This is a genomic window from Micromonospora sp. WMMD754 (genome assembly GCF_049315235.1).
Taxonomy (GTDB): domain Bacteria; phylum Actinomycetota; class Actinomycetes; order Mycobacteriales; family Micromonosporaceae; genus Micromonospora; species Micromonospora sediminicola.
This window is the reverse complement of sequence record NZ_CP186058.1, coordinates 5,868,381-5,881,080: the sequence shown is the minus strand read 5'-3', so window position 1 is coordinate 5,881,080 and position 12,700 is coordinate 5,868,381. Positions and strand designations below refer to the sequence as shown.

Below are 12,700 nucleotides of genomic sequence, written 5' to 3'. Positions count from 1 at the left end.
CCCGGCGCCGGTCAACCGCCCGCCACCAGCGACGCCTCCAACGCCCGCGGACCCATCCGGAACTCCGGGTCGATCTGCGCGGTGAGGTCGACGCCGGCGCGCTCGTTCGCCCAGGCGACCGCGTTGCGGCGGTGGAACTCCTGCGCCCAGTGGGTGAACGCCGTCCAGTCCTGCGGCGTGCCGTCCACCGCCTCGACCAGCCGGTCCAGCGCGGCGCGGTTCGTGGCCTCCAGGCCCGTCAACGGGCCGATCTCGCCCCGTTCGGCCCGCCGGACGTAGCCGGACCGACCGAACCAGGTGAGCAGGTCGGCGCCGACGTGCTCGCGCAGGAAGGCGACGTCACCCTCGTCCTCGACCTTGTTGCCGACCACCGAGAGGGTCACGCCGTACTCCCGGGCGTAGCCGGCGTACTGCCGGTAGACGCCGACGCTGCGCACCGTCGGCTCGCAGACCAGCAGCGTGCGGTCGAAGCGGGTGAACAGGCCCGAGGCGAAGGAGTCCGCGCCGGCGGTCATGTCCACCACCGCGTACTCGCCGGGGCCGTCGACCAGGTGGTTGAGCAGCAGTTCGACCGCCCCGACCTTGGAGTGGTAGCAGGCCACGCCGAGGTCCTCGGCGCTGAACTCGCCGGTCACCGCCAGCCGGACGCCGCCGACCGGCCGGACGCAGGCGGCGTAGACCGGGTTGTCCTCGGCGATGCGCAGCAGTCGTGAGCCGCGCCCGGGCGGCGTGGTCTTCACCATCTCCGCCGCGGTCGGGATGCGGGGGTTGTCGCCGCGCAGGTACTCCTTGATGGCGGGCAGGTGCGCACCGAGCGGGTCGACCGGCGGGGGCGCCTGCGGATCGGCGCCGAGCGCGACCGCGAGATGCTGGTTGATGTCCGCGTCCACGGCCAGCACCGGGCGGGACAGTGCGGCCAGGTGCCGCGCGAAGAGCGCGGCGAGGGTCGTCTTCCCGCTGCCGCCCTTGCCGACGAACGCCACCTTCACCGGACCCGCACCCCGCCGTCGTAAGTGGAAACGATTTCCATGAGCCGGAGCGTACCGGACCCGCCGGGGTCGGCGGGCGGCGACACGGCGACCCGACCGGCCGCTTCGTCCGTCCGGGTCAGGGCAGGGCCAGCACCTCGGCGGCGAACCGGTCGACGGTGGACAGGGTCCGCCGCCGGTCCCCGGTCACCTCGACCTGGAACAGCAGGTGCCGCACCCCGGGCAGGGCCGCGGCCGCCGCGACCCTCTCCCGGCACCGGTCCGGCGAACCGACCGGGTGGATCGCGGTCAGGTGGTCGGCGTACGCGTGCGGATCGGCCGGTCCGGCCGGCGCGCCGTCGAGGCGGACGTGGTGGCGGGTGCCGGCGAGCAGCCCGGGGAGGTGGTCGCGCACCGTGCCGGCGGCCTCGGCGTCGCTGTCCGCCACCCAGGCCAGGTGCGCGCTGGCGTGCGGAACCGCCGCCGGGTCGTGGCCGTGTTCCGCCGCGACCCGGGCGTAGCGGCGCAGTAGGGCGGCCTTCTCCGGCAGGTCGGCGTGCAGCCCGAGCAGCACCGGCCGGCCGTACCGGGCGGCGAGGTCCACCGTGCCGGGCGAGGTGGCCGCGACCCAGAACGGGATCGGAGCCGGCGGTCGGGGCACCACCCGCACCGCGCGGAACGGGAACCGGCCGACGCCGGCGACCTCGGCGGTGCCGGACAGCCAGCGGTGCAGCATCTCCACGGCGTCGGGGAAGCCGTGCGCGTAACGGTCCGGGCCGGTGCCGAAGACCTCCAGGTCGACCCAGGGGCCACCGCGGCCGACGCCGAGCCGGAACCGGCCGCCGGAGAGCGCGTCCAGCAGTGCCGTCTCCTCGGCCAGGGCCACCGGGTGCCGGTCGGACAGGACGCACGCGGCGGTGCCGACCGTGATGCGGCGGGTGGCGCCGAGCAGGTGCGCCGCGAAGGCGACCGCCGACGGGCAGACCCCGTACGGGACGAAGTGGTGCTCGGCGAGCCAGACCCCGGCGTACCCGGCCGCCTCGGCGGCCAGCCCGTACGCGTGCGCGTCGGCCAGCGCGCCGGCGTGGTCGTGGCCGGGGTGCTGCCCGGCGAGCAGGAACAGGTGTGCCCGCACCCGCTCGCCGGGCCGCTCGGTGGGCGGCTGGTCAGCAGTCACGCAGCGTCGGGGACTGGTTCAGCAGTTGGCCCCGGCTGGAGGTGAACCGACGGTGCGTCTCCGACCCGACGGCGGCCAGCCGGAACGCCGCCACCCGGTGGCAGTTCTGGAACGCCAGCCTGACCCCGAAGTGCCGCTCCAGTCCGGCGCGGATCGCGTCGCTGGCCAACGCGCGCAGCAACTGTCCGCGCTCGGCCTCGGTGGGCGGTGGCACGACGTTGTCGGCGAAGTCGGCGTCCGACGTCTCCAGGTCGGCCACCACCCGGCTGACCGTCTCCCAGGCGTACGGCAGGGAGTCGCGGACACAGGCGACGAACGCCTCCTCGTCCACGGGTCCGGTCTCGGCGGCGTGCAGCAGGTCGGGCGGAACGGTGAGCGACATGTGTCCTCCGGATCGCTAACGAACACGGTTTCCGTTACCGACTGAGCACATCACGTGGTCGGTGCCCCGTCAAGCATCGGCGCACGCGAAACGGCGGACGGGCCCGAAGGCCCGCCCGCCGTCCGACAGGGGAACGTGTCAGCGCAGGTGCGACTCGATCGCCTCGATGACCCGCGGACGCAACTCGGCGGCCCGGATGACCGCGTCCACCGACCCGACCTCGACCGCCCGCTGGATGCTGTGCACCCGGTCGAACTCGGCGGCCACCTCGCCCAGCTTCTCCGCCCGCACCGACGAGCGGAGTTCGTCCAGCTCCGCGGTCAGCGTCGCGCGTGCGGTGCCGGACGCGGCCGCCACCCGGCCCTCCAGTTCGCGTACCCGGGCGTCGGCCGCGGTGCGCGCGGCGACCTCGCCGGCGAACACCACGGCGGCGGCCGGCGCGCCGCCGAGCACCGAGGCGAACGACCCCTCGATGGCCAGCACCGTCATGGCCGGGTTGAGCGCCTTGGAGAACACCACGAACGCGCCGCCGTGATAGCGCGAGATGACGCAGAAGACGATCGGGCCCCGGAAGTTGACGATCGCCCGGCCGATCTCGGCCCCGTACTCCAGTTGCAGCTTGCGCATCGACTCCGGCGAGCCGTCGAAGCCGGAGAGGTTGGCCAGCACCACCAGCGGCCGGTTGCCGCTGGCCGCGTTGATCGCCCGCGCGGCCTTCTTCGACGAGCGGGGGAACAGCGTGCCCGCCGTGTAGGTGTCCGGGCCGTCGGTGGGCGGGAAGCCGTGCCGGGGCACCGACCGGGACTCGATGCCCAGCAGGCACACCGGGATGCCGCCGAGGTGCACGTCCTGCACCACAGCGGTCTCCGCGTCGGCCATGCCGGCCCACCGCTCCAGCACCGGGTGGTCCTGGTCGGCGAGCGCCCGCATCACGGTCCGGATGTCGAACGGCTTCTTCCGGTCCGGGTTCGCCGTCGCGGAGAAGATCTCGCCGACCGTGGCGAAGTCGCTGCCGGGCACCGCGTGCGGGAACGTGGAGACGTCCCGGTCCACCGGGTCGGTGGTGCTGGCCCGGCGCGGCGCGTCCTCGCCCGGCGCCACGTACGTGTGGTCGTAGTGCGCCATCAGCACGTCGCGCGCCACCGGCAGGTCCGGCGCCCAGTACTGCGCCTGCCCGTTCGGACCCATCACCCGGTCGTAGCCGCCGATGCCGAAGTTGTCCTCGGCGGAGACGCCGCCGGAGAAGTCCAACGACTGCTTGCCGGTCAGCACCATCGCCGAGTCCGGCGTCATGACCAGCACGCCCTTGGTGTGCATGAGCATGGTCGCCTCGGCGTTCCAGTACGGCTGCGCGCCGACGTTGATGCCCGCCACCACGATGTTGATCTCGCCGCCGGCCTGGGTGAACTCGACGATCCGCTTCAGCGCCGCGGCCACCCAGTCCATGTTCTCGGTGCCCGAGGTCATCGAGATCCGGGCGCCGGCGGAGAGCGCGTACCACTCCAGCGGCACGCCCATCCGCTGCGCCAGGTCGAGCGCCGCGATCACCCGCCGGCACTCCGGCTCGGAGAGCGCGCCGAGCGACTTCGTCGGGTCGCCGAGCAGCACCACCCGGGTGACGCCCTGCGGGTGCCGCGCCGTCGGGGTGGTGACCACGCCGGCCACGATCGCCGCGGCGTTGCGCCCCTTCGGCCGGTCCACCGGCACCAGCGCGTGGTCGGCGTCCAGGTCGTGCTCGGTGAACTCGCCGAGCAGGCCGGTCAGCTCGTACGGGTAGACCGTGTTACGGCTGGCCGCCCGCAGCACCTTGAGCCGGTAGTCGTCCAGCGGCTCGACCGGCTCGGTCGGCGGCTCGCCCACGGTGAGCTGGGCGCGACCGGTGACGTCGAAGGTGATCCGCACGCCGACCTTGGTCAGCTCGCCGGTGCGGCGGTCGCGCTGGCGCGCGATGAACAGGATCTCCTCCAGGTCGGCGCCGACCGTGGTCGGGCGCATCCGCCCGGCGATCAGCTCCATCTCCTCGCGGGTCAGCTCGCTCGGCGGCCACACGTAGATGACGATCCGGTTGGTCCGGAACCGCACCTTCGACGGCCGCCGGGACTGCGCCCGGCGGATCGAGTCGATGCAGGCCGCGACCGCGTCCTCGGTGGTGGGCAGCGCGACCAGCCGGCCGTCCTGGTCCCGCAGCTCCGCCAGGTCACGCACCTGGGCGAACGCCACCAGCCGCTGGTCGGACGGGTTCTCCTGGGCGACCGCCTGGAAGAGGTAGACCTCCTCGTCCAGCGACGGCAGCCGGGTCAGGTCGAACCGGTGCAGCCGCTCCAGCTGCATCCGCTGCGCGATGTACGGGTGCAGGCCCCGGATCAGCCGCTCCTCCACCATGCCGGCACCGGTGGGGCGGAAGGTGAAGTGGTGGTGCATCACCGCGCCGCCGCGCCCGGCGACCGTGGTGGTCAGCCGGCGGACCCGGTCCGGCAGCGGGTGCGCGTTGATCACGTCGAGCAGCGCGGCGGCGGTGGCGTCCAGGTCCTCCGGCTGGTTCTCCCAGGCCAGGTAGACGTCGGCGTCGACCGCCTCCTCCGCGCCGGCCACCTCGGCCAGCCCGCGCAGCGCGTCGCCGAGCGCGTCGAACCGCACCGCGGCGGAGACCACGCTCGACCCGTTGCGTCCGGCCACCACGAACACGCAGCCCCCGGCCGCGCGGGTGGACACGCCGGTGAGCGCCCGGTTGCCGTAGTAGCGGCGGGTCAGCACCTCCAGCATGGTCGCGTTGTCCAGGTTGTCCCGGACCAGCCGCTGGCCGAGCAGCCGCACCAGCGGCTCGGTGCTGCGCACCATCTCGGCCATCCGCTCGGTGCGGTCCGGCGCGTCCGGATGCGTGTCCAGGTGCCGCAGGTGCGTGCGGACCTGGGCGTAGACCCGGGCCCGGTTGCGGCGCAGCAGCGGCTGCGCGAACCAGGCGAACACCACGCCCCGGGCCAGGTCGGCGACGACCGGGAAGCGGACCTGCGTCGCCGCCACCAGGCGCTCCAGCGCGAGGCCGGCGGGCTCGCGCAGCGCGTCGTCCGGCGGGGGCTCGCGCAGCCACGAGCGCAGCAGCGCGGCGATCACCCCGGCGTCGGCGGTGGCCCGCTGCTGGGCCAGGAAGATGCGGAACACCGCGGCCTCGAGGGCCGGGGAGCGGTCCAGCTCGGTGACGCCGTAGTGGCCGAGCGCCTTGGCCAGGCGGGCCCGGAACGGCTCCGGCGACCCGGCCCGCTCCACGTCGAGGCTCTGCAGGTAGGTGTGGAAGTACTCGCGGGCGCTGTGTACGTGACCGCCCGGGCCGTCCTCGCCGCTGGGCCGGTTGCGGCTCAGCTCGGCCAGGTCGGCGAAGACGTTGACCAGATCCAGCTCCTCGGCCAGCGGACGGTGCCCGGCCTCGGTGGCCGCGCGCCGCGCGTCCAGGTAGTCGTCGAGCACCCGCCGCTCGTCGTGCGGGTCGACGTCGAAGCCGAGCAGCAGGCCGCGCAGGTCCTCCTGGCCGCGCTCGGCCCGGCTGCGCGCCGGGACGTCGGCGGGCGCGGCGGGCAGGTCCAGCTCGACCGCCGGTTCGGCCGGCCCGGCGGCGGCCTCGGCGCCCTCCTCGGCGACCGGTTCCAGGCGCAGCAGCGGCGCGCCGGCCTCGACCTGGGTGCCCACCGCGACGGCGGACTCCTTCAGGCGGGCCCGGAACGGCGCCCGCAGCACCGTCTCCATCTTCATCGCCTCGAGCACCAGGACGGGCGCCCCGGCCTCGACCTCCGCGCCGATCTCCAGCGGGGTGGCGACGACCAGCGCGGGCATGGGGGAGCGGACCACGCCGCCCTCGTCCCGGCTGACCCGGTGCGTCACGCCGTCCACCTCGACCAGGTGGACCGGGCCGTGGGTGCCGGTGAGCAACCGGTAGCGGACGCCGTTGACGGCGATCTGCCCGGTGTGCCGGTCGAACCGGTCCAGCTCCACGTCGGCGGTACGCGCGTCGGCGCCGGCCTCGACGCCGACCCGGAACCGGTGCGCGCCGACCCGGGCCACCCGCATCCGGTAGGTGACGCCGCGCAGCTTCAGGTCAAGCGGCCGGCCGCTGCGGTGCTGCACCTGCGGTCGTCCGCCGGCCGCGGTGGAGAGCAGCCGCTGCCGCTCGGCGCGCTCGTCCTCCTCGTACGCCTCGATCGCGGCGGCGGCCAGCGCCACCGCGGAGTGCCGGTGCGCGACCAGCCGGCCCTCGCCCCGGACCCGGTCGATCCAGCCGGTGTCGGCGCTGGCGTCGATCACCTCGGGCTGGTCGAGCAGGTCGAGCACGAAGCTCTTGTTGGTCGCTCCGCCCTCGATCACCACCGTGGTGTCCGCCATCGCCCGGCGCAGCCGGCCCAGCGCCTCGTCCCGGTCCCGGCCGTACGCGATGATCTTGGCGATCATGGAGTCGAAGTCGGCGGGGATGGTGTCGCCCTCGCTGACCCCGGTGTCGACCCGGATGCCCGGCCCGGCGGGCAGGTCCAGCCGGGTGATCCGGCCGGGGGAGGGGGCGAAGTCGCGGTCCGGGTCCTCGGCGTTGAGCCGGGCCTCGATGGCGTGCCCGCGCTCGGCCGGCGGCGTGCCGGTGAGCCGCCCGCCGCCGGCCACGTGCAGCTGCGCCTTGACCAGGTCGAAGCCGGTGGTCGCCTCGGTGATCGGGTGCTCCACCTGGAGCCGGGTGTTGACCTCCAGGAAGGCGAACATCCGGTCGCCGGGGTGGTAGAGGAACTCGACGGTCGCTGCGCCCCGGTAGCCGACCTTGACCGCCAGCCGCTCCGCCGCCCCCCTCAGCTCGGCGGCCTGCTCCGGGCTCAGCACCGGCGACGCCGACTCCTCGATCACCTTCTGGTTGCGCCGCTGCACCGAGCAGTCGCGTACGCCGAGCGCCCACGCGGTGCCCTGCCCGTCGGCGATCACCTGCACCTCGACGTGACGCGCGCCGGTGACCAGGCGCTCCAGGAACACCACGCCGCTGCCGAACGCGCGGGCCGCCTCCTGGCTGGTGCGCTCGTACGCGTCGGCCAGCTCGGCGTCACTGCGGACCACCCGGATGCCACGCCCGCCGCCGCCCGCGGTCGCCTTGAGCATCAGCGGGTAGCCGATCTCGGCCGCCGCGGCCACGGCCGCCTCCAGGCTCTCCACCGCGCCCCGGCTCCACGGCGCGACCGGCACGCCGACCTCCTCGGCGATCAGCTTCGCGCCGATCTTGTCGCCGAGCTGGCGCATGGCGTCCGGGCTCGGCCCGACGAAGGTGACACCGACCTTCTCGCACAGCTCGGCGAAGGCCGGGTCCTCGGCCACGAAGCCCCAACCGACCCACGCGGCGTCCGCGCGGGTCTCCACCAGCGCGCGTTCCAGCGCCTTCAGGTCCAGGTACGGGCGGGCCGACGCGGGCCCCAGGTCGTAGGCGACGTCCGCCTCACGCACGAAGGTGGCGGTGCGGTCGACGTCGGTGTACAGCGCGACGGTCTCGATCCGGCTGCCGGTCTCCGCGGCCAGTTCCCGGACCGCGTGGATGAGCCGCATGGCGGCCTCACCACGGTTGACGATGGCGACACGGGTGAACACGTGACCGTCCCCTTCGGTTGACCCACGGTGTGGCGCCGGGTGGCGGCGATGCCTCCGGCTTGCCTCACCTTTCCGTCTGTCATCCGGCGGCGCCATGTCGTAACCGCCGAAGCCTGAGCGGGGGCCGTTGTAGGAACCGAACAAAACTTTTTAGCCAGCAGGCCACAACCAGGAGACCTTCCGGCAGCGCGGACGGCGCCGGACCTGAGCGGGTCCGGCGCCGTGCGGCGTGTTCAGGGGGATCCAGCGCCGTCCGGCGCCTCGACGGGGATCCAGCGCCGTCCGGCGCCTTGACGGGGATCAGCCCGGGATCTCGCGGGGGTCGCGGCTGCGGGGGTAGGTGTTCTTCTCGCCGATCGTGCCGTCCTGCTTCTTGATCACGTGCTCGGTGCCCCGCTCGGCCGCCATCTCCCGGCCGGCCGCCTCGGCCTCCGCCTTCGTGTCGTGCCGGCTGCTCGCCCGCTCGTTGCCCTCCGGGCGGTTCTTCCACTGCCCGTCCTGCTGGTAGGTGTCGATGTCACCCTTGGCCATGTCGTCAGCTCCCTCGGCATCCGTGGTCGATGACAAATGTCTGCCCCTGCGCGCGGCGCGCTAATCCTGCCGTCGCGTCCTAGGCTCGACGCGGAGGTGCCGACGATGAAGCTCGGACTGCACTACTGGACCTACTCCACCCCGGCCGACCCGGCGGCGATCGCCCCGACGCTGGCCGAGACGGCCACCCTCGCCGAGCAGGCCGGGATCGCGTCGTTCACGGTGATGGACCACTACTTCCAGATGGAGGCGATGGCGCCGGCGAGCGAGCCGATGCTGGAGGCCTACACCACGCTCGGCTACGTCGCGGCGCTGACCCGGCGGATGACGCTCGGCGTGCTGGTGACCGGTGTGATGTACCGCTACCCGGGGCTGCTCGCCAAGATCGTGTCCACGCTCGACGTGCTCTCCGGCGGCCGGGCCCGCCTCGGCGTCGGCGCGTCCTGGTACGAGCGGGAACAGCGCGGCCTGGGCGTGCCCGTGGTGCCGGTGGCGGAGCGGTTCGAGCGGCTGGAGGAGACGCTGCGGATCTGCAAGCAGATGTGGAGCGACGACGACGGGCCGTTCGAGGGCCGGCACCACCACCTCGCCGAGACGCTCAACTCGCCGCAGCCGCTGCGCCGCCCGCACCCGCCGATCATGGTCGGCGGGGGCGGGGAGAAGAAGACGCTGCTGCTGGTGGCGCGGTACGCCGACGCCTGCAACCTGTTCGGCACCGGACGGGAGGACGTCGCGCACAAGCTCGACGTGCTGCGGGCGCACTGCGCCGCCGAGGGGCGCGACTACGACACCGTGGAGAAGACGGTGCTGGTCACGCGTCCGCCGCTCGACGACGTCGACGCGTTCCTCGCCGACGTGGCCGCGTACGCGGAGCTGGGGGTGACCGAGGTGCAGACCATGCCGGACCGGCACCCGGTGGAGTTCACCCGGCGGCTCGCCGACGAGGTCCTGCCGAAGCTGGCCACGATCGGCTGACCCGGGGCCGGGCGCGCGAGGATCTCGCGCGCCCGGCCCCGGTCGGACGGCCGCTCAGGCGGCGGCGTGCAGCCCCTGCCAGGCGCCGTAGCCGCCGAGCAGGTCGGACACGTCGGCGCGGCCGGCGTTGCGCAGCAGGCTGGCGGCGACCGAGGAGCGGTACCCGCCGGCGCAGTGCACGACGACCGGCCGGTCGGCGGGCACCTCGTCGAGGCGGCGGGTCAGCTCGGCGAGCGGGATGTGCAGCGAGCCGTCCACCGCACCCTGCTCCCGTTCGCCGGCGTTGCGCACGTCCAGCACCACCGGCGCGTCCGGACGGTCGAGCGCCGCGCGCAGCTCGGTGGCGGTGACCCGGCTGGCCCGCGTCACCTCACCGATCATCTCCAGGAAGGCGCCCTCGGGCTCGCGCAGGTAGCCGGCCACCCGGTCGAAGCCGATCCGGGCGAGGCGGACGACGATCTCCTCCTCGCGGTCCTGCGGGGCCACCACGAGCACCGGTCGGTCCGGTGCGACGACGCTGCCGGCGGTCTCGGCGAACCGACCGTCCGCCGGGACGTTGAGCGCGCCGCGCAGGTGCCCGGCGGCGTACTCCTGCGGGTCGCGGGCGTCGACCACGACGGCGCCGTCGGCCCGGGCGGCCAGGAACTCGGCCGGGGTGAGCGGGCGGGCCGGCCGGGCGTGGTCGAACAGCTCGCGGGCCTTGCGGTTGAGCACGGCGTCGAAGGCGAAGTAGCCCGGGGCGGCCGGCTGCCCGCCGGTCACCAGGGCGAGGAACTGCTCCTCGCTCATCGGGGCGCAGGCGTAGTTGGTGCGGCGCTGCTCGCCGATCGTGGACTGCCGCTCGGTGGACAGGTTCTTGCCGCAGGCCGAGCCGGCGCCGTGGGCGGGGAAGACGCGCACCTCGTCGGGCAGGCCCATCAGCTTGCGCTGCACGCTGTCGTAGAGCATCCGGCCGAGCTCGTCGGCGGTGACACCGAGGGAGGCGAGCAGGTCGGGCCGGCCCACGTCGCCGATGAACAGCGCGTCCCCGGTCAGCACCCCGTACGGCGTCGGATCGGTCGCGTGCTCGTACACGAGGACGCTGATCGACTCCGGGGTGTGGCCGGGCGTCTCCATGATCTCCAGGGTGACGTCGCCGAGGCTGATCCGTTCACCGTCGGTGAGCTTGCGGCTCGCGTACTCGGTCTCGGCCCGGTGTCCGTAGCCGATCCACGCGCCGGTCGCGGCCGCCACCTCGAGGTGCCCGGCCAGGAAGTCGGCGTGGAAGTGGGTGTTGATCACCCCCTCGACGGTCAGGCCGTGCGCGCGGGCGTCGGCCAGGTATTCGTCGATGTCCCGGCGCGGGTCGACGAGCACCGCGCGCCCGGTGCTGTCGTCGGCGATCAGGTACGAGGCCTGGGACAGGCAGTCGAGGTAGTACTGGGTGAACAGCATGAGCCGCACTCCTTCTCAGCGATGCCGGACGATACGACGACTGTAGCGTATACCCCTGGGGGTATATTCCCGGGCCGATGGTCCCGCGCTCCGGGACCATCGGCCCCCGCCGGGCGGTACGCTCAGGCCACCCGGCCCGGCCGGCCGCCCTTGGCCTGCACCGCCAGCCCGGCGTCCGCCCAGGCCCGCATCCCGCCCGACAGGTCGTGAACCTGGCGACCGGCGTCGGCCAGGATCCGCGCGGCCTGGCGCGACCGCGCGCCCGAGCGGCAGACGGTCACCACGGGCCGGTCCGTCGGCACCTCGGCCAGGCGGTCGGCGAGCTGGCCCAGCGGGATGTTCCGGGCCCGGGGCGCGTGCCCCGCGCGCCACTCGGCCGGTTCGCGTACGTCGATCAGCAGCCCTCCCGCGGCGACGACGGCCGCCGCCTCCGTCGGGCCGACCGACGGGACGCGGGCGCCGAGGAGGCGGCGCAGCAGACCGCCCCGCGGCCGCCCGGCAGTGCCTTGCGTCCGCCCGGTCACGGCCGGCTGCCCTCGGTCACCGGGCGCCCCGAGCGGATCCAGGCCGACGTCCCGCCGGCAACCGAACGGGCGGTGATGCCGGCGCGTTCCAGCACCTCCGCACCGACCTGGCTGCGGTTGCCGCCGGCGCAGATCACGTAGACGGTTCCCTCGCGGGGCGCCTGCGGCAGGCTGGCGGCCAGGTGACCCAGTGGGACGCAGCGCGCACCCGGGACATGGCCGCCGAGATACTCGACGGGCTCCCGTACGTCGATCACCGTGGCCCCGTCGGCGTGGGCGGCGGCGAAGGTGGTCAGGTCGACCTCGGGCATGATTGCTCCTTCCGGTTAAATACCCCCGGGGGTATACCGGAACGACGATAGTCCGGTGCCGCACCGCCTGCCACCGGATGCTCAGGACCCTGGCCTGACGGCGTCCTCCGGTGCTCGGGCCACGTCGACGGTCACCGTCGGTCCGGTGGTCAGCGTGTTGTGCACCGTGCAGTGCGAGGCCACCGCCAGCAGGGCCTGGGTGCGCTCGGCCGGGAACCCGTTCGGCAGTCGGAGCGACAGCCGCACCTCCTCGACCCGGGCCGGCCGGTCCTCGGCCATCCGGTAGGTGACGGACACCCCCAGCCCGTCCCGGTCCACGCCGTGCCGGGTGAGGTACCGCCCGGCGTAGAAGGCCACGCAGGTGGCCAGCGACGCCACGAACAGCTCCGTCGGCGTCGGCGCCGTGTCGTCGCCGCCGGCCTCCGCCGGCTGGTCCACCCGCATCCGGTGCCCCCGCACCGCGAACTCGTACGCCTCGCCGGCCGTCCAGCCGACGTCCACGGTGCCGACCTGCCCGCTCATCCTCGTCGCCCCCTCGTCTCGCGCCGATTCCAGTCAACATCCGGCACGCGCGCCCGGCGATGTGCCGATCGGCCCCGATCGGGGGACCTTGAGCCCGGCGTGGAGGGTCCGGGCGGAATCACCGTACGTCGATCGACGGCAATTTCTCCGTCGTCGATCCTGTCCCGCCATCTGGTCGGCGGTCCCATTTCCGGCTCACCGAGGGTCGGCGCCGATCGCGTTACTGACCAGTAAGGACGCCCTTGAATACCGCCAATCGCCTGAGTTGCCGCCGA

10 protein-coding genes are annotated in these 12,700 nt (G+C 74.1%); 1 reads left to right on the top strand and 9 read right to left on the bottom strand.

What is annotated here, in order from left to right; translation table 11 throughout:
* Positions 1–11: 11 nt before the first annotated feature.
* The 5 genes from ACN27B_RS27650 to ACN27B_RS27630 all read right to left on the bottom strand — a co-directional run bounded on the left by ACN27B_RS27650 (position 12) and on the right by ACN27B_RS27630 (position 8,659).
* Entirely contained in the window at positions 12–989 is a 978-nt protein-coding gene (locus ACN27B_RS27650) for an ATP-binding protein (protein WP_422742031.1), read from the bottom strand.
* A 118-nt stretch (positions 990–1,107) separates the two neighbouring features.
* Positions 1,108–2,145: an LLM class flavin-dependent oxidoreductase gene (locus ACN27B_RS27645; RefSeq protein ID WP_253866347.1), complete on the bottom strand. Its 1,038-nt coding sequence runs from the start codon at positions 2,143–2,145 to the stop codon at positions 1,108–1,110.
* Positions 2,135–2,527 (bottom strand): SCO5389 family protein, encoded by a 393-nt coding sequence (locus tag ACN27B_RS27640; protein WP_099160597.1) that lies wholly within the window; start codon positions 2,525–2,527, stop codon positions 2,135–2,137. The genes ACN27B_RS27645 and ACN27B_RS27640 overlap by 11 nt, the downstream gene beginning before the upstream one ends.
* Before the next feature lie 138 nt (positions 2,528–2,665).
* Positions 2,666–8,128 carry a carboxyl transferase domain-containing protein gene (locus ACN27B_RS27635; RefSeq protein ID WP_422742028.1) on the bottom strand — a complete coding sequence of 1,821 codons (5,463 nt, stop codon included), beginning with the start codon at positions 8,126–8,128 and terminating at the stop codon, positions 2,666–2,668.
* 300 nt (positions 8,129–8,428) lie between these two features.
* A complete protein-coding gene (locus tag ACN27B_RS27630) occupies positions 8,429–8,659 on the bottom strand; it encodes a DUF2188 domain-containing protein (RefSeq protein WP_089154306.1) in 231 nt (76 codons plus the stop codon).
* A gap of 105 nt (positions 8,660–8,764) precedes the next feature.
* Between ACN27B_RS27630 and ACN27B_RS27625 the strand changes: the two genes are divergently transcribed.
* Entirely contained in the window at positions 8,765–9,634 is an 870-nt protein-coding gene (locus tag ACN27B_RS27625; protein WP_422742026.1) for an LLM class F420-dependent oxidoreductase, read from the top strand.
* Between the two features lie 54 nt (positions 9,635–9,688).
* Here ACN27B_RS27625 and ACN27B_RS27620 read toward each other — a convergent pair whose 3' ends face one another.
* The 4 genes from ACN27B_RS27620 to ACN27B_RS27605 all read right to left on the bottom strand — a co-directional run bounded on the left by ACN27B_RS27620 (position 9,689) and on the right by ACN27B_RS27605 (position 12,425).
* Positions 9,689–11,068, bottom strand: coding sequence for an MBL fold metallo-hydrolase (locus ACN27B_RS27620; RefSeq protein ID WP_099164537.1), 1,380 nt, complete (start codon positions 11,066–11,068; stop codon positions 9,689–9,691).
* Between the two features lie 122 nt (positions 11,069–11,190).
* Entirely contained in the window at positions 11,191–11,544 is a 354-nt protein-coding gene (locus tag ACN27B_RS27615) for a rhodanese-like domain-containing protein (protein ID WP_422746084.1), read from the bottom strand.
* Positions 11,545–11,588: 44 nt separating this feature from the next.
* Complete coding sequence (locus ACN27B_RS27610; RefSeq protein ID WP_099160601.1) at positions 11,589–11,903, bottom strand: rhodanese-like domain-containing protein; 315 nt, start codon at positions 11,901–11,903, stop codon at positions 11,589–11,591.
* An 81-nt stretch (positions 11,904–11,984) separates the two neighbouring features.
* Positions 11,985–12,425: an OsmC family protein gene (locus ACN27B_RS27605; protein ID WP_099160602.1), complete on the bottom strand. Its 441-nt coding sequence runs from the start codon at positions 12,423–12,425 to the stop codon at positions 11,985–11,987.
* Positions 12,426–12,700 lie beyond the last annotated feature (275 nt).

Excerpts from the sequence above, each read along its gene's own strand:
- ACN27B_RS27640 (WP_099160597.1), bottom strand. The coding sequence starts at position 2,527 with ATGTCGCTCACCGTTCCGCCCGACCTGCTGCACGCCGCCGAGACCGGA.
- ACN27B_RS27630 (WP_089154306.1), bottom strand. The coding sequence starts at position 8,659 with ATGGCCAAGGGTGACATCGACACCTACCAGCAGGACGGGCAGTGGAAG.
- ACN27B_RS27625 (WP_422742026.1), top strand. The coding sequence starts at position 8,765 with ATGAAGCTCGGACTGCACTACTGGACCTACTCCACCCCGGCCGACCCG.
- ACN27B_RS27620 (WP_099164537.1), bottom strand. The coding sequence starts at position 11,068 with ATGCTGTTCACCCAGTACTACCTCGACTGCCTGTCCCAGGCCTCGTAC.
- ACN27B_RS27610 (WP_099160601.1), bottom strand. The coding sequence starts at position 11,903 with ATGCCCGAGGTCGACCTGACCACCTTCGCCGCCGCCCACGCCGACGGG.
- ACN27B_RS27605 (WP_099160602.1), bottom strand. The coding sequence starts at position 12,425 with ATGAGCGGGCAGGTCGGCACCGTGGACGTCGGCTGGACGGCCGGCGAG.